The organism is Nocardia arizonensis, from assembly GCF_001310275.1.
Classification (GTDB): Bacteria; Actinomycetota; Actinomycetes; order Mycobacteriales; family Mycobacteriaceae; genus Nocardia; species Nocardia arizonensis.
This window is the reverse complement of the sequence record NZ_LGYZ01000030.1, coordinates 15745-35729: the sequence shown is the minus strand read 5'-3', so window position 1 is coordinate 35729 and position 19985 is coordinate 15745. Positions and strand designations below refer to the sequence as shown.

Genomic DNA, 19985 nt, shown 5'->3' with positions numbered 1-19985 from the left:
TTGGTAGGTCACCGGTCGCCGCCGTTCCATACCGGAACCTCGGTGATGCTGTTGTCTGTCTCGCCGCGTAGGCGCTTGCGCACATGGTCGCGCAGTTGCTCGACGGCGAGCGGGTCGTTTCCGACCACGTCGACGAGGGCCTGCGCGGCGTCGTCGAGGATGCGGTGCGGGGCATCGGGTTTGACCTTGGCGAGCGCGGTCGCGGCACCGGTGCCGAACCCGTCGAGGTACACGCGCAGGATCACCTCGAACGGCGTCGTGACCATGTCGACCGGCGCGCGGTCGGGATCGTGCCCCGCTCGGGCTTGTGCGAGCTCGCCGCGCAGGCGGTCGAGTTCGTCGAGGGCCTCGAGGTGGGAGTCGATGAGCTGGCGCTCACGCTCGGCCGTCGGGCGGTGGTCCAACTTGCCGACCGGTCGGCGCCAGTCGGCCAGCGTCTCGCGTCGCATCATTTGGTCAGACCTCCTCGTGGGGTTCGTGGGCGCGGCACGCCGGCCACCACGCACGGATATCGGACGATTCACAGCCGGACACGCGAATACCGCCGCCGAACTGGCATTTCGGGTATTTCCGGCCGTGGTGCTCCTCGATCTGCCGGTGCTGGCACGTTCCGCAACGCAGACCGCCGCCGTCGCGGGTGGTGGCGGCGTCACGATGGAGCGCGACATATCCGAGCGGGTGCACGCCTGCGGCGATCCGATTCGCCACGAGGCGGCGGCGGCGTTGCCCGCGGGTGAGTTCCTCGGGCTCGTCGGACGGTGGCGCCTGCGCGCCCGGGGGAAGGTCGAACAATGCGAGGTCAGACACGTTCGGCGGCCTCCTGGTCATCGGGCCGGACTGTCGCGGTCGAGACGGTGCCGCGCGCGTCGAGCGTCCATGCCCGCTGTTCGGCCGTGAGGCCCGCGGGGACGTACAGCGCGGCCTCGCTGGCGAGAATCGGCGCCCACACGACGATTTCGCCGGGGCGAGGCGTCTCGATGCGGGGGCCATCGGCGCCCAGTACCCACGGAAATTCGCGGTCGTCGATGCGCAGCGCCCGGGCCTCGTCGTCGACGACGATGCGGCGCGCGAGGTCCGGCTCGACGTTGTCCGTCCAGACGAGTCGGGTCGCGCCGTCGTGGCCGTGCACGGCGATCGCGTCCTCGATCGAGGGCCACACGACGGTCGAGCGGCGTTCGCCTCGCCAGCGCACGACGGCGGTTCCGTCGTCGAACATGGCGCCGTCGGCGACCACACCGGTACCGCTGTAGCCCGTCACGTCCTCGTCGCGGTGAAACTCGAATGTGCGTGTCATCGGTGTTGCTCCTTGCGGTCTGCTGCTGCTATGGCCTGCTGTGCGCGCAGGCTTGGGGATGACTGGTTGATTTCGTGGCGTTCGCCGCGGGTCCACGGTTTGCACACGGGGCACGGAATCGGACGGGCCTCGTCGTCCTCGCCGAGCCATCCGCGGCGGCACCGGGAGTCATGCCACGGTGCCGAGGTGTCCTCGGGTTCGCCGGTGCGGTCGTAGCGAGTCATGTTGTCCACAGCCCGGCTCGCGCGGTCGTGAGTTGCGTTCGGTACTCAGCCACGCGGGTTTTTCTGGTTGTGGTTGGTATGGGTTGGTGGGGGGTCACCGGTGACCCCCAGACATGGCTCAGATGACCCCCAGACTCGGACCAGATGACCCCCAGACATTTCGGGAGAGCGCCCGAACAGGGGTCGCCGTTGACCCCCAGACTCACAACCTGTGGATAACTCCGGGGGTCACCGGTGACCCCCGGACCCGAGGTAGTTCCGTCTGTCCACGGGTCGCCGGTGCCCCGTGGAGTCCGGGCGATCCCGGCAACTCTGGGGGTCATGACTGACCCCCAGAAATCGCCGTCTCGTTCGGATCGAGCATCGGGTGATCGAGCAGCGTCGAGGGCACGGTGAGCCGGTATTCATCGGCGAGGCCGCGGTGCCGGTTGCCCTGTTTGGTTCGCTCGACGAGGCCGAGTGCGCGCAGATCGGCGAACGCGCGCTTGACGGTCTTCTCCGATACGCACATCACGAGCGCCAGGCGCTCGACGCCGGGGCGAATGCGCGTCCCGTCGCTGTCCGCGTAGGTCGCCAGCATGAGCGCGAGAAACTTTGTCGTGCTGTGCATTTGAACGCGCCGGGCGATCCGTTCCCACTCGAACCGGTCTACCGGGACCATATGGCGCGTCGCGCCCGAGACTGAATCCACAACGCGCCTCCACGGGGTTGACAGCACGAACGTCCACGAGTGGCGGGCGTCCAGTTCGGATAGGACAACCGGCGCGGTTCTCACTGCCCCGCCTGCTGCGCGCGGGCGTCGAGCCGGTCGGCGAACTGGCGCAGCGTCTCGGCGAGCTCGCGGTCGGCGAGCTCACGCGACGGATTGCGTACCTCGTCGATAAACAGGGCGTCGGGGTCGTCGGGGTCGTGCCCGATGAGCAGGGCAACGGCCGTGTATCGGGTGGCGTCGCGCAGAACGCGGGCCACCCGATCGGCCGGGACCGGCTCGGGCGCGGTCATGACTCGGCCTCGCCCGCGTACTCGGCCGCGATCGTGCGCGCCTCGAACACGATGCCAGGCAGGCGTTGCTGCCATCCCGAGGCGTACTCGTCGAGGCGCTCGCGACGGTCGGCGGTGAGCTCGCGCGAGGCCATCACGCCGAGGAAACTCTCGCCGCACCGCACGAGCAGCGACGGCGACGGGACGCCGCGGCCCTCGATGAGCAGCGGTGCGCCGTACGCCTTGGACGCCTCGCGGAATCGGGCGATCATGTCGCCCGATACGGCCATGTCGTCGATGGTTCGGTGGGGCGACTGGTGTACGGCCTCGATCTGCTGCGCGACGGCCGCGAGCGCCGAGTCCTCGGCCGACAGTCGCGGGATTTGCAGCGCGCGGCCGTCGATCATGCCCGAGCAGTCGGTAATACGCAGGTGTTCGTCGAGCACCTCGAGGCGTAGCAGATTCTCGGGCGAGACACCCTCGCCCACGGATTCCTTTCCACCCTTGAAGATTCCGAGGATTTTCGTCACGTCGTCGGGCAGCAACTCGACGCCGATCACGTGGTATCCGCCGGGCGGCTTATCGCCCCACAGGGACACGATCGCGAGCGCGCACGTGAATCGGTCCGAGGCGCACACGGTCAGGTGTTGGCGGCCGAGTTGCAGCCGTACGCGGTGCACCGCCGGCGATTCCTTGTCGGTGCTGGCGTGCACCCGTACCGACATGAGGGCTTGCCGGAAATCGCCGGTGCCGACGATCACGCTCTCGTGCATGGTCACTGCCTCTCGGTGGTGGGATCGAGGCCGAGCAGGCGGCGGACCGCCTCGCGGGCGGGTCGGAGTTCGGCGTCGCTGTTGAGCACGCCCATATGGCCAATGCCGTGCATCGCGTTCGCGATCTTCTGTTGCTCGATGAGCTCGCCGAGGTGTTCGGCGATCGCGAGCAGGGCGGCGATGTTGGCGCGCTGCGCGATGAGCATCGGCGCGGTGAGGTCCGGCCACAGTTCGGAATTCGCGTCGAGGTCGAGCAGCAACGCCGCCGCCTCGCGTGCGTGTTCGCTCACTGGTTCGCCTCGTTCGTGTCGGCGGCCTGCGCGGCGGTGAGGAACGCGGTCATGTCCTCGGCCTCTTGCCCGGTGAGGTCGGCGAGTGCGTCGAGCGGTCGGCGGGCGGCGTTGCGCGCCCAGTCCAGACGCGCGGCCTCGTCGGTCACGTTGTCGCGAACGAGCGCCGCCACGAGCGCGTCGACCTGCTCGGCCGTGGCCTTGACCTGCGCCGTGTCCTGTTTTCCGACTTTCTGCGAGGCGGCCTCGGGCGGCTCGGCCTCGAGGTGTTCGAGCAGACGAATCGCCTCGTCGCGGGTCACCTCGGCGCCCGAGGTGACCTCGCGCCCGAGGAATCGCCCGATTTCGGCGAGGATCGAGGGGGCGCCGGAAACGCCGCGCTCGCCGAGCAGGCGGGCGACCTTGCGCTGCTGAATCTTGGTCATCGGCGGCGAGGCGGCGGGGGCCTGGTCGGCGGGTTCCTCCGGTGCGGTCGGTGCCGTTTCCTCGGCGGGCGGCGTCCAGTTCTTGACCGTCTCGGCGGCGTCCGACGATTCGACCGCCGCACTCGCAGCGGCGAGTGCCTCGGCCGGCGACACTCGCTCGGACCGCACGCGGACCGGCTCGGGCTCGCTCTCGATGTCCTCGACGGTGCGCGAGATGCCGAGCAGCACGTCGGGCGCGAGTCGGCGGCACACCTCGGCGGCGGCCTTGGCCCACAACATGTTTTCGGGCTCGGTGATGTACTTTTCGTTCCCGATGAGGTTGCCGTTCTTGTTCACGGCGTACTCACCGGTACCGGGGTCGACCTTCGGGATATAGCCCGCCTTGTCGGCGCGCTCGATCGTCCACGTACTCGGCTCGGACTCGACGCCGTCGGGCGAGGTGCCGACGAACACGACGCGCGTCGGCCCGGATTCGACGGTGCGGAAACGGAACCCGCGATTCTTCAACAGGGCGACCATGGTACGGGCGTAGATGGCGGGCGTTCCGTGGACCACGAACACCTGCTGCAGCGCCTGCAACGGGTTGAGGCCGAGCTCAGCGCCATGCAGAACCGCGACCGTCGCCGCTTTCGGATTGCCCTGGTAGAACTTCGGCACCATGGGCGTCATGCACACCACGTCGGCGAACTCGCGCGCCTTGACCATCGCCACGAGGTAGCGATCCAGCGTGCCGAGCGGGTCCGACGGCAATGCGACCAGGGTCGCCTCGACGGGCTCGGGGACAGCGATTGCGGTTGTCACCGGTGCAACTCCTTCTTGAATTCCCAATCAGGGAGGTCGATTTGGTGGAACCCGCGGCCGTGCCCCGGCCACGAGTCGGACTCGATGCACCGCGCGTACCGATCGAGCGCGCGGCGGGTAATGTCGCGGCCGAGGTCGACCACGCGGGGTTTGAGTTCGTGCACCGCGACGAGGTGGGGCGGGCGTTTCGCGACGACGACGAACACGAACGCATCCAGCGGCACCCGGGCCTCGGCGAACGTGAGCTCGTACCACGCCTGTTGCACGTGGTAGGCCCAGCGGCGAACCTCGGCGGCGAAGTCTTCCGGGCTCGACGATTCGGCCGTTTTCAGGTCGACCGCGATCCGGCCGCCGGGCCGCTCGTGCATCCAGTCGGTTCGGGCGCGCATCAGCACGCCCGTCGCCGGATCGTGGCCGTACGCGCTCAGTTCGGGCGTGCCGGTCGCCAGTAGCGGCCCGGCGTCGTCGTCGTTGAGGACCGCCTCGGCCATGGTCTCGACGGTGTCGATTTGGTGGGAGAGCAGCGGCACGTCGCCGCGCGCCCGGATCACCTTCCGTCGCTGTTGGTCGGCGGGTTTCTTCCAGTCCTTCGCCTTGACCTCGACGGTGCGCGCGCCGACGCCGAGCACGGCCGTGTGCACGGCCGTGCCGAATTCCTGGTCAGGGGTGGGCTCGCGCACTTCCGGGTGGTCGCGCTCGTACAGCCATTCGGCCGGGGCGAGCTCGAGCAGGCGGCGCCCGCCGCTCGACGACAGCGAGGCGCGGTCGCCGTGGTATGTCTTCTCGGGAACCCCGGCGTACACGCCGGGAATGGTCGGTGCCGTCACGCGCCCACCGCCTCGGCGGCGATGCACAGCAGGTATCGGAACCCGGCGACCGCCTGCGCGGGTACCACGCCGTTGCCGATGATGTGGAGCTGTTCGTCCCGAGTGAGTCCGATGTCGGGATCGGTGACCCACCCGTCGGGCCACATCATCATCCATTCAGCGAACGGCGCGGCGAGGCGCGGGTTACCGGTGCGGCTGAGCTCGGTTGGTTCCGGGGCGGGCCTGGTGACGGCCTCCTGTCGGGCGATCGCGTCGGCGTATCTCCCCCATCGCTCGGGGGCGTACGCAACGTTGATGAGCTGCACCATGTGCCCGCCGCGCTTGTCGGGATGCGCGCCGCCGCCGGTGCTATCCGATGCGCTCGGGGTCGGTAGTAGGCCGGGCAGTGCGCGCAGGCCGGGGTCGTTCCGGTTGAGGTCGGCGGGTGAGCTGTGATGGTTGTCCGTGGTCTTCGGGGTCGGCAGTAGTCCACCCTCGGCGTGCGCTACGGCGAGGCCCGACAACAGCAGTTCATCGGCACGGTCGCCCGAGCGGGCGACCGCCGACGGCAGCATGAGGTCGCCCGACGAACCGCGCTGATTCGGGCCGCCCTTCACTCCGTCCCCAGTACGCGGCGTCGGCAACAGGGTTACAGGTCCAACGTCGAGCCGAGCACCTCGGCCAGCGACCCGTTTCCGTCCTCGACGTGCCGTCTCGCCGCCGGTGCCGTCATCGACGCCTTGCCATCCGCCGCGCGAGGCGTCGGGAGAGTAGGCGAGGACGAACGCGCGCTCGCGGCGATGACACGCGCCGACCGCCGACGCACGGACACACGTCCATTCCGCATCGAGCCCGAGGTCGGCCAGGTCTCCAAGTACGGCGCCGAGCGCCCTGAGAACAGGTCGACCTCGAACGTGTCCCAGGTCTGCGCCTGCGGATTCCACTCGGCGAATGGCTGGTGCACTGAGCAACCCCCGAACGTTCTCGATCAGGACGTACCGCGGTCGCAGCACGTCGATTGCGGCGGCCATGTGCGACCACAGACCCGAGCGGGTCCCGTCGGCCAGACCGGCGCGACGACCGGCGGCGCTCACGTCCTGGCACGGAAACCCGCCGCACAGCACATCGACGGGCTCGACCGAGTGCCAGTCGATTTCGGATACCGATCCGAGGTTCGGCGTATCCGGCCAGTGGTACGCGAGGACCCGCGAGGCGCCCGGGTCGATCTCGGCGTGCCATGCCATCGACGAGCCGCGGAACAGCTCGAGGGCGGCGAGGTCGAGGCCGCCCGCACCCGAGAACAGGGAACCGATGCGCGTCATGCGCCCACCGCCGACGGCCAATCGACCGACCGCGTCCATTCGCGGGCGTCATCGACCTCGTGCGACATGTCGAACCCGCCCCAGATACCCACGTTCTCGCCGAAGGCGAACGCCTGCGCGACGCACAGGCGACGCACCGGACACCCGGCGCACAGCCGTTTCGCCGTGGCGTGATCCTCGGATGTTCGATACGCCCACCACAGTTCGGGGTCGACGGTCCGGCATGTCGCCGCGATCATCTGGTCGAGGTCGCCGGCGGTGAGTCCAAGGACTCGGCGCGGGCCGACCGGCTCGGCGCTGTGCTTCACGCAGTCGACGCACATCATTCGACTACCGCGCCGCGCCTGCGCGCCTTCGGGGTGCGCGGACAACCCGCGATCACAGCGAATGCACCTCGGCATGAGCGGATCACCCGCGGGCATGTAGTGGCCCACTACGCCACCCCCGCCCGATAATCGGGGTCCCACTCGTCGAGGTCCCACTCGCCCGCCGGGTCGCCCGGCTCGGGATAGTCGACCTCGTCGTCGACGATGTCGAGGTATTCCTCGAACTCGGCGCCGCGGTCGGCGATCGCCTGCGCGCCGAGCAGGCCGAGCACGACGACGAGCGCAGCGGCGACGACGAGAACCTGCGCGGCGTGCGCGAGCGGGCTCACTGCCCCGCCGCCGTTCCGGCGAGCCGGGTCACAGCCTCGGCGAGCAGGCCGGCGAGCACCTCGGGGCAATACTGCTGGCGTGCGACCATCGACACCACGTCGTAGTGCTTGAGCGAGTTCGCGCCGTTGCCGCATCGGCACGCGGCGGTACCCGCGATCAGGTTGTCGAGAACGCCCGCGACCGCTTTCCGCGAGTGCTCGACGACTTCCCAGCTCTCGCCGGTCATGGTCGGTCCGGTTGGCCTGCTCATGATGCGTTCTCCGTTCGGGTGATGGATGCGCGCAGCGCGGCGCGGGATCGCCGGCCGTGGTGGATGCGGCGCCGTAGCCGCGATGTCGTGTACTCGTGCCGGGCCTGCGTGGTGTCGGCCTCGGCGCGCAAGCGGGCGATTTCCTCGACGTGCCGCGCGCGCTCCTGCTCGGCCAGTGCCGCGCGCAGCACGGCGGCGGCGAGCAGTTGCGCGAGGTTCTCGGCCGCGCGGCGGTCGGAGTGGTCGAATCCGCGTTCGTCCATGCCGCCGCCACTGCTCAGACGCAGGCTCGCGGCCAGCGCGGCGAAGTCGGCCGCTGTCGCGCGGCGTTCGGTCGACGGGGCCTCGGCGACGACGAGGGCGTCGACCGCCTCGCGGGTCGCGACGTAGATACGGGCCAGGTCGAGGTCGTACCCGGCCGATTTCAGGTCGTGCGCCATTCCGGCCGCGCAGGTGGCGAGGATGATCGGCCCGCCCGCGGGGTCGGGAACGAAACAGCGCTGGTCGCAGTAGCGGCAATACGGCCCCATCACTGGCCGCCCGTCTCGGGGCGAAGGGTGTACTTCGGGCACCGGCCGCCGTGTGAGTCGCGGGGCGCTCCGCAGAATCGACACGGGCCGGATTTGTCGCCGCCGTCTGGTCGGCCGCAGTAGCCGGTCGACCCGAACGGCCCGCCCTCGAATACCTCGGTGGCTTGCCGTCCGCAGGTGCACAACTCGCCGGGCTCGGCGCTGCGAATGGTCGTCTCGCTCATCGCGCACCGCCCATCCGCAGCGCGTAGTCGAGTTCGTGCAGGGGACGGCCGCGGTCGACCTCATCAGGCGGGTCGACGAGTTCGAGCAGCGAGAGCGGGACCGTGGGCGTCGGGTCGACGCCGACAGCCTCGGCCGCGATCGGCCGGTCGTCGGCGGCGTCGCGTTCGGCGGCGAGCTCGGCGGCGAGCGTCGCGACGGTGACGGCCGCGGTCATGCCGAGCGAGTGTTTCGGCCGGCGACCGAATCGCCGGTCGACATTGGGAACGTGCCACTGCATCGGTAGCATCTCCTCTGGTCCTTGGATGTGGGATCACTTGCCCCGGTCGAGTTGCAGTCGGTCGGGGCGTCCCCCTGTTCGGGGGCGTTCGGGGGGCGCAGCACCGCGGCGGCCGCGTGCGCGATTTCACGGATGGCGCGGGGCGCGAGCATCCGGCCGGACACCCAGCCCGAGGCGTCGATCGCCTCGCACAGCCGGTGCCACGTATCGGGGTCGACTCCGGGCGGCGGGTCGCCGAGCGCGTCGTCGAGGCGGCGCTGCTGCGCTCGCTCGGCGGCCTGCTCGTAGACCTCGACCCAGCTCATCTCGCGGGCCTCCTGTCTGGTCGTGGTGGTGGTTGGTGCGGGGCCGACCGAGTTCGGGTGTGAGGGGGTGCACCCGGCGGTCCGTCGGTCGGTCCCGCCGCCCCGCGGCGGCGTTCGGCGCGCCGCCGCGGGAAGTCAGGCCGCGTCTTTCTTGCGGCGTTTCATCCGGGCGGCGGCGCGCGGGCTCAGTCCGGCGTCGGCGGGAGTGGTTTCGGTACGCGCGCTCGATGCGGCGGCGGGTCGGCGTGCGGCGAGGTCGGCGAGCTTTCGCTGCCCGGCCTCGCGCATCTGCTCGACGAGCACGGCCATGTCCGCGCGGGTCATGCGCCAGTGCTGCCCGGCCAGAACGGCGGGGGTCTCGCCGCTCGTGATGCGGCGGCTCAGCCAATCGACCGACGGGGCGCCGGTCATCTCGCATACCGCGTCAAGGGCGAACGTCTCGTATTCGGTCGTGGTCGTCATCGCTCGGCACCCTTCCGGCTAACTTCCGCTGCGGCGCTGTCCTTTTCGGTGTCGGCGCGGGCGGCCATGGAGTCGATTGCGGCGCGGATGTCGGCGGCCGACATCGTCCACTTGACGCCGGATTTCCGGCCCGACAGGCGACCGTCGCGGAGACGTTTGGTCAGCCAGTCCTCAGTTACGTGCAGGCGCTCGGCGACCTCGGGCAGCGTGTAGAGGCGCAGCTCGTCGACGGTGGTCATCGGCGTTTTTCCGCGATCGTGTCGAACAGCTCGCCGACCGTGAGCCCGAGCGCCGTCACGATGCGCGAGAGCTCGGCGGCGGTGAACGAGGTTCGAGCGTGGATACGGCGCTGCCATGTCGAGGGCGAGAACCGCGCCGCGCGGGCGACGGCCGCCTCGGACCGGTCAGCCTTCGCGATGACTTCCCGTACCGCTGCCGCGGTCGCCGTGTCGATTGGGAACATACGGTTCACAGTAGGGAAGAATTCTACCTATGGCAACACCAAGAGTTCCCAGTGTGTCACCGCGCAGGCACCATAGGGCAACCGTGAGGCGTCCGTGTCGTCCTCTGCGTGCCACTTGCCCTACGGTCAAATTTGACCCTTAATAGGTCACTATGGACACACCTAGCGAGCCCGTCGCCCGACCGGACGACGCAGACGAGGCGGCCCGTCGAATGGACGAGGCCGCGGCCCGGCTCGACCGGTGTCTCGGCGAGGCAGTGCGCATCCAGCGCGTGACGCAGCGGCTATCGCAGGCCGACCTCGCCAAGATGGTGCGCGTCAGCACGAAAACGATGGGCATGTTCGAGCGCGGACAGAACTCGATGTCGATGCGCAAGCTGCTTGAGGTCGCGACAGCGCTCGGCGTCGAGCTGGGCGACCTCGTGCAGCACGCGACGGCCCTACAGGCCGAAGGGTTCGGGGAGTAACTCGCCGCAAACCTCGGCAGGGTCGGCGCCGAGGTGGGAAACCTCGAGGATGAACCTCGCGGCGTCCATCTGCCAGGCTCGCGCGATCAGCGCCGCCAACTCGTCCGAGTCTTTGCGTCCCACCTGCTGCCCCATTCCGCACCCTCGATTGCCTCGTCACGCCCTCCACCGATCACGAGCCCCCGACTGCTCGCTCGAACACCTGTTCGATACTACCGGGCGCGGGGTGCCGCGGGCTGATGTAGCGGTGTGTCCCCCTCCCCGATTCGTAGGACGATGGGGTAACGCGATCGTAGCCAGGAACATAGAACCGGTATGCCCGATTTGCAATATCTCGGAATTGTTACCAATTAAAAGGATCAACCACAGAAACCCGGGGCGCGCAATACCTTGCGCGCCCCGGGTTTTCGTGTCTTGTCCTACGCCGTCAACCTCGGTCGACGGTCGCCGAGCGTGTGCGCGGCGAGTGCGCGCGCTATCTCGGCATCGGCCACGGCCGCGACCGCGGCCACCTCGCGGTCGAACTCATGCCGCATCCGCGAGACCGTCTCGGCCGCTTCGGTTCTCACCTCGGCGACCTCCTCGACGGCGAGGTCGCGCAACGCGAGCGCCGCGTCGCGCTCGCGTCGCGCAGCGTGTGCGCCTGTCTCTGCGCGGTGCCGGGCGCGCTCGGCCTCGACGACGAGCGCCCGTGCCCGCTCGAGCTCGGCGACGAGGCGCCCGGCGTCGGTCTGCCCGGCCGCGGCCTCGGCCTCGGCCTCGGCGGCGTGGCGCCGCGCGGCGCGGTGTGCGTTGACCGGGTTGTGCGATGGATCGGCACAGTAGGCGGCCGGCCGGCCGGGCCCGGTGCGCGGCGGAATTTCCTTGCCGCACACGGAATCCGGGCCGGTCGGAAACCGGCACTCACCTGCGGAGAATTTCATTTCATTGCACCCGTCATGAAATGGAATCGCCGCTACGCCGCGTCGGCGAGCAGGTCGCCGGCCTCGTGCTGGGCGACATGGTCGACCGCGGCGTCGTACGTGGGGAACACGGCCGATTGCACCTCGCCGTCGGCGTCCATCCAGACCGCCTCGAACCCACCGGCGACGCGCTCGATTTCGCCGAGCTTGCCGAGCTGCACGTCGCGGCGCCGTCGGGCCTGCTCGAGGTCGACCACGCGGCTACGCAGGCGAGGCAGGCGACCGGCGACGGTCTGCGCGCTCGCGGCGCTCGCGGCGTTCGAGTTGTGTCCGTACCGTCGGTCGGTCATCGTGATCGACGAGTGCCCGGCGTCGCGCGACACGACCCAGATCGGCTCGCCGTCCTGTAGACGCCACGAGATGCCGGTGTGCCGTGTGCAATACGGCGTGAGCCGCTTCGCCGTGAGGCGCTCGACGATGTGCCCGTACCGCTTGCGCAGCGTGTCGAAACTCAACCCCTCCCATCCGGCCGCGCCGGTGAACGGCGTCCGGTCGTTTGCTGCCAGCGCGGCGAGGCGTTCCAGCGCCGGGGCCCACCCTTGTTGCCAGAACCGGACCGAGGTCACCGGGAGACCGCTCGGCGTGACGAACAGGTACTCGTGTGCCGGGCGGTCGAGGTCTAGCCGGGCGACCGTCTCGAGCGGTACGAACGTCACGCGCACGCCGCGCTCGGTCTTCGGGTCGCCGAGCTTCATTCGACCGTTGGCCCACTTCCACGCCTTGGTAATCGAGACCGCGCCCGTCTCGCGGACGATGTCGCCGACGGTGAGCGCCCCCTGTTCGCCGGGGCGGCACATCGACATAACGCCGAACTCGAACCACGGGCGCCAGAACGGGGCGAGCAGTTCCTCGAGCAGCTCGAACTCGAGCTCGTCGAGGTGGTCGACCTCGCGCGCGGATTGCTTCGGCAGTTTCGTGTCGGCGCACGGGTTCCACGGGATGAGCGGCGTCGGCCTCTTCCGGGTCGCGGCGCCCATGGCGGCGGCGAGTAGGCCGTGCTTGTTGCGGATGGTCTTCGCGCCGTTGCCGAACTCCTCCTCGAGCCACTCGACCCACGCGGCATCGAGCTCGGGCGTCATCGCGTCGACGGGCAAGTGCTCGCCGAAGAACGGCACCATATCGCGGTCAATCATCCGGCGGTACTTCCGCTTGGTCTCGTCGTCCACGCTCTTGCCGAGGCTGTCGACGTAGCGGTGAAGCCAGACTTTCAGCATGACGACATCGGGCTCGGCGGCGAGCTGGGCGGCGAGGACGCGCTCGGCCTCGACGGGGCCGACACGGTCGAGCAGTTTCGCCCACCGGATCGCGGCGCGGTGGTCGTCGAACGATTGGGAGGTCTGAACCGGCTTGCTGTGGCCGGGCCGGGAGATGCGGTAGCGAACCTGCGAGTAGGTGCTGCCGTTGCTACGTACGCGAATGCGGGGAGTGGTCGCCATGGGCCGTGCGTCCTTGCCTCAGCCGAACCCCCTCAGGTTCACTGTGGACCGCGTTGTGGACGCAGAAAGGGTACAATCCGAAGATTAAGCCCCTGACCTGCTATTTCGTTGTGGGCGAAGGGGGACTTGAACCCCCACGTCCCGAAGGACACTGGCACCTGAAGCCAGCGCGTCTGCCATTCCGCCACTCGCCCGAGCGACTGGAAGAACGTATCACGGGGGTGTGTGAATCACGAAATCACCTGTTGACCGGCTGCGCGAGCGGTGCGGGCCTGCCCGTGCGCGACACGGGGAACCCGCCGGGCCTTCCGGGAGTTACAGGTGTGGACGATCGTGGATATCATGCAATGAACGTGGTCGAAACGCGACACGCCATGCGCGTGTGTCGTTGTTATGAATTGAGTAGAGGCTCACGAAGACGCTCACCGAAGGGAGGCCGAGATGGGCATCGTTTCGCGGTTCGAGCGTCGTCTGAGAGGCACCGTCGATGACGTGTTCGCACGCGCCTTCGGCGGTAGCGTCGTACCCCGGGAGGTGGAGGCAGCGCTACAGCGTGAGGCCACCGATCACATCCAGGATCTGGGCGGCGGCCACCTGCTGGCGCCCAACAGTTATGTGATAACGATCAACTCCGCCGATCACGCCAAACTGGATGCCGATCACGAGCTCACGACCCGCGCCTTCGCCAGACATCTACAGGACTTCATCCGCGATCAGGGGTGGCAGACCTATGGCGAAGTACACGTAGCGTTCCAGGCATCACCTACGCTGCACACCGGACAGTTCAGGGCGAGCGGCCGCGTCGATCCCGATGCCGATCGCAGAGCCACCCAGGCTCGCAGCCCCGAACCCCCGCCACAACGACCCGCTAACCCGCAACCAGGAGCTGGCCCCATGACGCAGAACTCTGGCTACGACCCCAGCCGTGAGCCCGCGGAGTCCGATCCACGCAGCCGCGGGTACGCGCCGCCTCCTGCGGGGCGGCCCGGTCCGCAGAACGGTGCGTATCCCGACGATTACGGCCGCGGCGGCGGGCAGTACGGCGCGGGCGGCGCCGACTATCGGGCGCCGGAGTCGCAGCAGGGCTACGGGGATTACCAGAACGGCTACGACTACCAGCAGCAGCCCGGCGGTCAGGGCGCCCAGGGCGGTTACGGCCAGCAGGCGTACCAGGATCCGGGTTACGGCCAGCAGGGCGGCGGCTACGGCGACCGTGGCGGTTACGGTCAGCAAGGCTATGGCGAACAGGGCTACGCCCAGCAGCCGGGCTACCAGGAGCCCGGTTACGGCCAGCCGGGCTACGGCCAGCAGCCCGGCTACGGCGACCAGAACTACGCTCAGCAGGGCGGTTACGGCGACCAGGGGTACGGCGATCCCGGCTACGGCCAGCAGGGTTACGCGCAACAGAGCTACGGCCAGCAGGGCTACGCCGAGTCCGGCTACGGCGACCAGGGCTATCCCGAGCAGAGCGGCTACGGCCAGGACGATCAGGGCGGCTACGGGCAGGCATACTCGCAACAGCCCGGTTACGGCGCCCAGCCCGGATACACCTCACCCGGCGGTTACGCCGGCGGGGCGCAGGCCGCATCGGGCTTCTCGGCGACGCTGCAACTGGACGACGGCAGCGGCCGCACGTACCAGCTGCGCGAGGGCAGCAACATCATCGGCCGCGGCCAGGACGCGCATTTCCGGCTGCCCGACACCGGCGTCTCGCGTCGTCACATCGAGGTCCGCTGGGACGGCCAGACCGCGATGCTGTCGGATCTCGGTTCGACCAACGGCACGCTGGTGAACGGCTCGCCGGTGCAGGATTGGCAGCTCGCCGACGGCGATGTCATCCGCGCCGGGCATTCCGAGATCCTGATCCGTATCGTGTGATCCCGTAAGCTCGCGATGCAGATCACGACATGACGCTTCCTCACATGGCAATGAGGGGTTCTGCGGCCTTATCGTGATCGGAATCGGCTAGCGGCCCTATGATGCTGCCATTACGCACGGCGCCACTTCGGTGCCGGGCAAGGCAGGCAGCTTGTGGGGTGGGTCGAACCGCACCGACGGCACCCGACGGATTACACGGTCGAACAGGAGGTGGAACGCCGTGCAGGGACTGATCCTGCAATTGACCCGCGCGGGGTTCCTGCTGCTGTTGTGGCTGTTCGTATGGGCGGTTATGCGTACCTTGCGCAGCGACATCTACGCGGCATCCGGCGTTCGGATACAGCCCAGGGCCGCACGCGGTTCCGCGGTGCTGCCTTCCTTCAGCCGAGGCCAGAAGGGCGCCAAATATCTTGTGGTGACTCAAGGTTCACTCGCCGGCACCCGTATCTCGCTCGGCACCCAACCGGTGCTGATCGGGCGTGCGGACGATTCCACGCTGGTACTCACCGATGATTACGCCTCGACTAGGCATGCGCGACTGTCCCCGCGCGGCGACGATTGGTACGTAGAGGATCTCGGCTCGACAAATGGCACGTACCTCGACCGCGCGAAGGTCACTACCGCCGTCCGTGTTCCCCTCGGCACACCCGTTCGTGTCGGCAAGACAGTGATCGAGCTGCGATCGTGACACTTGTTCTCCGCTACGCAGCGCGCAGCGACCGAGGTCTTGTCCGAGGAAACAACGAGGATTCCGTCTACGCGGGCGCACGGCTGCTCGCACTCGCCGACGGCATGGGCGGTCACGCCGCGGGCGAGGTCGCTTCCCAGCTGATGATCGCCGCGCTGGCCCATCTCGACGACGACGAACCGGGCGACGACTTGCTCGGCAAGCTCGACACCGCCACCCGGGCGGGCAACGCCGCCATCGCCGATCAGGTCGAGGAGGAACCCGAACTCGACGGCATGGGCACCACGCTCACCGCCATCCTGTTCGCGGGCCGCAAGCTCGGCTTGGTGCACATCGGCGATTCGCGCGCCTACCTGTTGCGCGGCGGCGAACTCGCCCAGATCACCCGCGACGACACATTCGTGCAGTCGCTGGTGGACGAGGGCAGGATCACCCCCGAGCAGGCGCACACCCATCCGCAGCGGTCGCTGATCATGCGCGCGCTCACCGGCAACGAGATCGAGCCGACCCTGATCATGCGCGAGGCGCGGGCCGGGGATCGCTATCTGCTTTGCTCGGACGGCCTTTCCGATGTGGTAAGCGACGAGACCATCGCCAACACCATGCGCGAGGGCAATACCGACGAATGCGCCGATCGGCTCATCGAACTCGCCCTTCGCAGCGGCGGGCCGGACAATGTCACGGTCGTCGTCGCCGACGTGATCGATCTCGACTACGGACAGAGCCATCCGATCGTGGCGGGCGCGGCCTCCGGTCAGGACGACGACACGCCGCCGCCCAACACCGCGGCCGGTCGCGCCGCCGCCATGCGCCCCCCGCGAGCCACCCCGCCGCGCCGGGCCGCGGCGACGCCGGAACCACCCGCGCCGAGCAAGTCGCACAAGCTGCGCTGGATCCTGCTCGCGGTGGCGCTCGTCGTCGCGGTCGGTGTCGGATTGCTGGTCGGCTACAAGATGATTCGCAACAACTACTATGTCGGCGCGAACGACGGCCAGGTGGTGATCCTGCGCGGGTTGCCGGGCACGGTGCTCGGCTATTCGATCCGCGAGGTCGACACCATCGGCTGCGTCGACAAGTCCGGTGCGCTGACCATTCTGAAATCGGGCACCGAGCCGCCGTCCTCGTGCAAGGCACTGCGGGTCGATGATCTCAAGCAGACCGGGCGCGATCAGGTCAGCAAGGGTCTGCCGCCGGGTTCGCTCGGCAAGGCCGAGGACCAGATGCGGCTGCTGGCCAAGCAGGAACTGCTGCCGCCGTGCCAGCCGAAAGCGAAGCCGCAGCCAACCCAGCCGCCCGGAACGCAGCCGGGTGTCGTGCCGAACGAACCGGCGCCGCAGCCCGCGGCCACCCCGACCGACGCGGCGCCGCCGCCGGAGCCGAATCCCAACCCGAATCCGAATACGGATGACACCAGGGGTACCGACGTCAAGACACCGACGAAGGTGGAGCCCACCGCGCCGACGTCTACCGCGTCGCCGACCCCCCAGACCGCGGGGGAGAACTGCCGGGTGACGGACTGATGTCCGCACCGGCACCGCCGTCCGCCGGGGCTTTCCCAAGTCCCCCGGGCGGATTCGCTCCCGCGCCGCCGCCGTCGACCAGACGCAATGTGGAACTGTTGCTGCTGGCCTTCGCGGCGTTGATCACCACGATCTCGCTATTCCTGGTGGAGGCCAGCCAGGAACAGTCGATCACCTGGGATATCGCGAAGTACGGTTGTGCCTTCCTGGCGCTGTTCGGAATCGCGCATTTGGCGGTGCGCCGGTTCGCGCCGTTCGCCGACCCGCTGCTGCTGCCGATCGTCGCGGCGCTCAACGGTCTCGGGCTGGTGCTGATCCACCGGCTCGATCTCGGTGCGGCGCAGAACGCCGAGTTCAATTCGATGGAGATCCCCTCCCCCGACGCCAACCAGCAGATCGTCTGGACCGGTCTCGGCATGGTCATCTTCATCAGCGTGCTCGTCGTGCTGCGCGATTACCGCACGCTGGCGCGCTACAGCTACACCCTCGGTCTCATCGGCCTGGTCGCGCTCATGATCCCGGCGCTGCTGCCGGGCCGCTTCTCCGAGACCAACGGCTCCAAGATCTGGATCAGACTGCCGGGCGTCAGCGTGCAGCCCGGTGAGTTCGCCAAGATCCTGCTGATCATCTTCTTCGCCTCGGTGCTGGTCGCCCGGCGTGACCTGTTCACCACCGCGGGCAAGCACATGCTCGGCATGGACTTCCCGCGGGCCCGCGACCTCGGCCCGATTCTGGCGGTGTGGATCATCTGCATCGGCGTGCTGGTCTTCGAGAAGGATCTCGGCACCTCGATGCTGATCTTCAGCACGGTGCTGGTGATGCTCTACATCGCGACCGAGCGGGTCGGCTGGCTGATCATCGGCGGCGGACTGCTCGCGATCGGTTTCGTCTTCGCCTACAAGACCTTCTCCCACGTGCGTGTCCGCACCGACACCTGGCTCGATCCGTTCGCCGACTACAACAACACCGGCTATCAGATCTCGCAGTCGCTGTTCGGACTCGCCACCGGCGGACTCGCGGGCACCGGACTCGGCAGCGGACGGCCCAATACGGTGCCCTTCGCCAATACCGACTTCATCATCACCACCATCGGCGAGGAACTCGGCCTCATCGGGCTGACGGCGGTGCTCGTCCTGTTCCTGGTCCTGGTGATGCGCGGACTGCGCACCGCGATCGCGGTGCGCGACAGCTTCGGCAAACTGCTCGCCGCCGGTCTGTCGTTCACGATCGCGATCCAGCTGTTCATCGTCGTCGGCGGCGTCACCAAGTTGATTCCGCTGACCGGTCTCACCACGCCTTTCATGTCCTATGGCGGTTCCTCGCTGCTCGCCAACTACGCGCTGCTTGCCCTGCTGATCAAGGTCTCCGACGCCGCGCGCGCACCGGCACCGGCCCGCAAGAAGGATCCGGCCCCGCCCATCGCCGATGCCCCGACTGAGCTGTTGCGCCGCTCGGAGAGGCCGCAGGAATGAACACGCCACTACGACGGGTCGCGGTCGCGGTGATGGTGATGATCGTCGCGCTACTGGTCAACGCCACCTATGTGCAGGTGATCAAGGCCGACGACCTTCGCACCGATCCGCGCAATTCCCGTGTGCTGCTCGACGAGTACGCGCGCCAGCGCGGCCAGATCTCGGCGGGCGGCACCGTGCTCGCGAGTTCGGTCGCGACCGAGGACCGCTACAAGTACCTGCGGACGTATCCGACCGATCCGATGGCCTACGCCCCCGCGACCGGCTTCTACTCCATCCAGTACGGCAGCACCGGACTCGAACGGGCCGAGGATTCGGTGCTCAACGGGTCCGACAGCCAGCTGTTCGGGTCACGCCTGATCGATATGGTCTCCGGTCGCGACCCGCGCGGCGGCAATGTGCTGACCACCATCAACCCGGTCATGCAGAAGGTGGCCTACGACCAGCTGACCGCCAAGGGATACACCGGCTCGGTGGTGGCGATCGAGCCGAGTACAGGCAAGATCCTCACCATGGTCTCCACACCGAGCTACGACCCCAACCGGCTCACCGGACACGACGGTGCGGCGACCACCCAGGCGTGGGAGAGCCTGACCAGCGATACGGACAAGCCCATGCTCAACCGGGCCATCTCGCAGACCTATCCGCCCGGCTCCACCTTCAAGGTCGTGGTGACAGCCGCCGCCCTGGCCAATCGGGTCGCCACGCCGGACGACCAGTTCACCGCGGCGCCCAACATCACGCTGCCCGACACCACCACCACGCTGGAGAACTACAACGGTTCCACCTGCGGGTCGGAGGCCACCGCATCGCTGACCGAGGCATTCCGCCGGTCATGCAACACCGCGTTCGTCGAACTCGGCCTTCGGGTCGGTTCCGCGCGACTCAAGGACGAGGCCGCCGCCTTCGGCATCGGACCCCACGGGGGTATTCCGATGCCGGTGGCCGAGAGTACGGTCGGCACCATCACCGATAACGCCGCGCTCGGCCAGAGCAGCATCGGCCAGCGCGATGTGGCTCTCACCCCGCTGGACAACGCCGTGATCGCCGCGACCGTGGCCAACGGTGGCGTGCGGATGCAGCCGTACCTGGTCGACCAGTTGCAGGGCCCGGATCTGAGCGAGCTGTCCAAGACCAAACCGGTGTCGGTGGGTCAGGCAGTGAGCGCGCAGGTCGCCTCACAGCTGACCACCTTGATGGTCGCCTCCGAGCGCTACACCGCGGGCGGTACGCGGGGCGGGTACACCATCGCGTCCAAGACCGGCACCGCCGAACACGGCGAGAACCCGCGCTCGACCCCGCCGCACGCGTGGTATATCGCTTTCGCCCCCGCCCAGAATCCGAAGATCGCCCTCGCGGTGATCGTCGAGGACGGCGGCGACCGCGCCCTCGCGGCGACCGGCGGGTCGGTGGCCGCACCCATCGGCCGCGCGGTGCTGGACGCCGGTCTGCAGGGGGGCTGAACGAGATGTACGTAC

The 19985-nt window shown here is 68.6% G+C and carries 28 protein-coding genes and 1 tRNA gene; 6 read left to right on the top strand and 23 right to left on the bottom strand.

Annotated features, from left to right (window positions below; all coding sequences use genetic code 11):
- Window positions 1–8 precede the first annotated feature (8 nt).
- From APZ21_RS05330 to APZ21_RS05240, 19 genes are all read right to left on the bottom strand, one after another.
- On the bottom strand, window positions 9–452 hold the full coding sequence (locus tag APZ21_RS05330; protein ID WP_054812090.1) for a hypothetical protein: 444 nt from the start codon (window positions 450–452) through the stop codon (window positions 9–11).
- Between the two features lie 4 nt (window positions 453–456).
- Window positions 457–807 carry a hypothetical protein gene (locus APZ21_RS05325; protein ID WP_054812089.1) on the bottom strand — a complete coding sequence of 117 codons (351 nt, stop codon included), beginning with the start codon at window positions 805–807 and terminating at the stop codon, window positions 457–459.
- Entirely contained in the window at window positions 800–1294 is a 495-nt protein-coding gene (locus APZ21_RS34985) for a hypothetical protein (protein WP_204249041.1), read from the bottom strand. The genes APZ21_RS05325 and APZ21_RS34985 overlap by 8 nt, the downstream gene beginning before the upstream one ends.
- A gap of 543 nt (window positions 1295–1837) precedes the next feature.
- On the bottom strand, window positions 1838–2293 hold the full coding sequence (locus tag APZ21_RS33730) for a helix-turn-helix domain-containing protein (protein ID WP_156370702.1): 456 nt from the start codon (window positions 2291–2293) through the stop codon (window positions 1838–1840).
- Window positions 2290–2520, bottom strand: a complete 231-nt coding sequence (locus APZ21_RS05310) for a hypothetical protein (protein WP_054812087.1) — start codon at window positions 2518–2520, stop codon at window positions 2290–2292. Before APZ21_RS05310 ends, APZ21_RS33730 begins: the two co-directional genes overlap by 4 nt.
- Complete coding sequence (locus APZ21_RS05305; protein ID WP_156370700.1) at window positions 2517–3278, bottom strand: hypothetical protein; 762 nt, start codon at window positions 3276–3278, stop codon at window positions 2517–2519. Before APZ21_RS05305 ends, APZ21_RS05310 begins: the two co-directional genes overlap by 4 nt.
- Window positions 3275–3562 (bottom strand): hypothetical protein, encoded by a 288-nt coding sequence (locus APZ21_RS05300; protein WP_054812085.1) that lies wholly within the window; start codon window positions 3560–3562, stop codon window positions 3275–3277. Before APZ21_RS05300 ends, APZ21_RS05305 begins: the two co-directional genes overlap by 4 nt.
- Window positions 3559–4788, bottom strand: a complete 1230-nt coding sequence (locus APZ21_RS05295; protein WP_054812084.1) for a hypothetical protein — start codon at window positions 4786–4788, stop codon at window positions 3559–3561. Before APZ21_RS05295 ends, APZ21_RS05300 begins: the two co-directional genes overlap by 4 nt.
- On the bottom strand, window positions 4785–5615 hold the full coding sequence (locus APZ21_RS05290; protein ID WP_063125159.1) for a PD-(D/E)XK nuclease-like domain-containing protein: 831 nt from the start codon (window positions 5613–5615) through the stop codon (window positions 4785–4787). Before APZ21_RS05290 ends, APZ21_RS05295 begins: the two co-directional genes overlap by 4 nt.
- Window positions 5612–6916, bottom strand: coding sequence for a DNA cytosine methyltransferase (locus APZ21_RS05285; RefSeq protein WP_054812129.1), 1305 nt, complete (start codon window positions 6914–6916; stop codon window positions 5612–5614). The genes APZ21_RS05290 and APZ21_RS05285 overlap by 4 nt, the downstream gene beginning before the upstream one ends.
- On the bottom strand, window positions 6913–7224 hold the full coding sequence (locus APZ21_RS05280) for a WhiB family transcriptional regulator (RefSeq protein ID WP_162240301.1): 312 nt from the start codon (window positions 7222–7224) through the stop codon (window positions 6913–6915). The genes APZ21_RS05285 and APZ21_RS05280 overlap by 4 nt, the downstream gene beginning before the upstream one ends.
- A gap of 125 nt (window positions 7225–7349) precedes the next feature.
- A complete protein-coding gene (locus APZ21_RS05275) occupies window positions 7350–7571 on the bottom strand; it encodes a hypothetical protein (RefSeq protein ID WP_054812081.1) in 222 nt (73 codons plus the stop codon).
- Complete coding sequence (locus APZ21_RS05270; protein WP_156370698.1) at window positions 7568–7822, bottom strand: hypothetical protein; 255 nt, start codon at window positions 7820–7822, stop codon at window positions 7568–7570. Before APZ21_RS05270 ends, APZ21_RS05275 begins: the two co-directional genes overlap by 4 nt.
- Entirely contained in the window at window positions 7819–8355 is a 537-nt protein-coding gene (locus tag APZ21_RS05265) for a hypothetical protein (RefSeq protein WP_156370696.1), read from the bottom strand. The genes APZ21_RS05270 and APZ21_RS05265 overlap by 4 nt, the downstream gene beginning before the upstream one ends.
- A gap of 217 nt (window positions 8356–8572) precedes the next feature.
- Entirely contained in the window at window positions 8573–8791 is a 219-nt protein-coding gene (locus APZ21_RS05260) for a hypothetical protein (protein WP_054812078.1), read from the bottom strand.
- Window positions 8788–9159: a hypothetical protein gene (locus tag APZ21_RS05255; protein ID WP_054812077.1), complete on the bottom strand. Its 372-nt coding sequence runs from the start codon at window positions 9157–9159 to the stop codon at window positions 8788–8790. Before APZ21_RS05255 ends, APZ21_RS05260 begins: the two co-directional genes overlap by 4 nt.
- Window positions 9160–9294: 135 nt before the next feature.
- Window positions 9295–9621: a hypothetical protein gene (locus APZ21_RS05250; protein WP_054812076.1), complete on the bottom strand. Its 327-nt coding sequence runs from the start codon at window positions 9619–9621 to the stop codon at window positions 9295–9297.
- Window positions 9618–9860 carry a MerR family transcriptional regulator gene (locus APZ21_RS05245; RefSeq protein WP_054812075.1) on the bottom strand — a complete coding sequence of 81 codons (243 nt, stop codon included), beginning with the start codon at window positions 9858–9860 and terminating at the stop codon, window positions 9618–9620. Before APZ21_RS05245 ends, APZ21_RS05250 begins: the two co-directional genes overlap by 4 nt.
- Window positions 9857–10084 carry a helix-turn-helix domain-containing protein gene (locus APZ21_RS05240; RefSeq protein ID WP_054812074.1) on the bottom strand — a complete coding sequence of 76 codons (228 nt, stop codon included), beginning with the start codon at window positions 10082–10084 and terminating at the stop codon, window positions 9857–9859. Before APZ21_RS05240 ends, APZ21_RS05245 begins: the two co-directional genes overlap by 4 nt.
- A gap of 212 nt (window positions 10085–10296) precedes the next feature.
- On the opposite strand from APZ21_RS05240, the gene APZ21_RS05235 reads away from it, so the two are divergent.
- A complete protein-coding gene (locus tag APZ21_RS05235; protein ID WP_054812073.1) occupies window positions 10297–10551 on the top strand; it encodes a helix-turn-helix transcriptional regulator in 255 nt (84 codons plus the stop codon).
- Here APZ21_RS05235 and APZ21_RS33725 read toward each other — a convergent pair.
- The 4 genes from APZ21_RS33725 to APZ21_RS05220 all read right to left on the bottom strand — a co-directional run bounded on the left by APZ21_RS33725 (window position 10525) and on the right by APZ21_RS05220 (window position 13143).
- Window positions 10525–10674 carry a hypothetical protein gene (locus APZ21_RS33725; RefSeq protein WP_156370694.1) on the bottom strand — a complete coding sequence of 50 codons (150 nt, stop codon included), beginning with the start codon at window positions 10672–10674 and terminating at the stop codon, window positions 10525–10527. The genes APZ21_RS05235 and APZ21_RS33725 overlap by 27 nt on opposite strands.
- A 296-nt stretch (window positions 10675–10970) precedes the next feature.
- Window positions 10971–11474 (bottom strand): hypothetical protein, encoded by a 504-nt coding sequence (locus APZ21_RS05230; protein WP_156370692.1) that lies wholly within the window; start codon window positions 11472–11474, stop codon window positions 10971–10973.
- Window positions 11475–11506: 32 nt separating this feature from the next.
- Window positions 11507–12949, bottom strand: coding sequence for a site-specific integrase (locus tag APZ21_RS05225; protein WP_054812071.1), 1443 nt, complete (start codon window positions 12947–12949; stop codon window positions 11507–11509).
- A 111-nt stretch (window positions 12950–13060) separates the two neighbouring features.
- Window positions 13061–13143: transfer RNA gene (locus APZ21_RS05220), tRNA-Leu, on the bottom strand.
- Between the two features lie 247 nt (window positions 13144–13390).
- On the opposite strand from APZ21_RS05220, the gene APZ21_RS05215 reads away from it, so the two are divergent.
- The 5 genes from APZ21_RS05215 to APZ21_RS05195 all read left to right on the top strand — a co-directional run bounded on the left by APZ21_RS05215 (window position 13391) and on the right by APZ21_RS05195 (window position 19970).
- Window positions 13391–14827, top strand: a complete 1437-nt coding sequence (locus APZ21_RS05215; RefSeq protein WP_054812070.1) for a DUF3662 and FHA domain-containing protein — start codon at window positions 13391–13393, stop codon at window positions 14825–14827.
- 220 nt (window positions 14828–15047) lie between these two features.
- Window positions 15048–15515, top strand: a complete 468-nt coding sequence (locus APZ21_RS05210) for an FHA domain-containing protein FhaB/FipA (protein ID WP_054812069.1) — start codon at window positions 15048–15050, stop codon at window positions 15513–15515.
- Complete coding sequence (locus APZ21_RS05205; RefSeq protein ID WP_054812068.1) at window positions 15512–17035, top strand: PP2C family protein-serine/threonine phosphatase; 1524 nt, start codon at window positions 15512–15514, stop codon at window positions 17033–17035. Before APZ21_RS05210 ends, APZ21_RS05205 begins: the two co-directional genes overlap by 4 nt.
- Window positions 17035–18507 carry an FtsW/RodA/SpoVE family cell cycle protein gene (locus APZ21_RS05200; protein ID WP_054812067.1) on the top strand — a complete coding sequence of 491 codons (1473 nt, stop codon included), beginning with the start codon at window positions 17035–17037 and terminating at the stop codon, window positions 18505–18507. The genes APZ21_RS05205 and APZ21_RS05200 overlap by 1 nt, the downstream gene beginning before the upstream one ends.
- Window positions 18504–19970, top strand: a complete 1467-nt coding sequence (locus tag APZ21_RS05195; RefSeq protein ID WP_054812066.1) for a peptidoglycan D,D-transpeptidase FtsI family protein — start codon at window positions 18504–18506, stop codon at window positions 19968–19970. Before APZ21_RS05200 ends, APZ21_RS05195 begins: the two co-directional genes overlap by 4 nt.
- The last annotated feature ends 15 nt before the right edge of the window (window positions 19971–19985 follow it).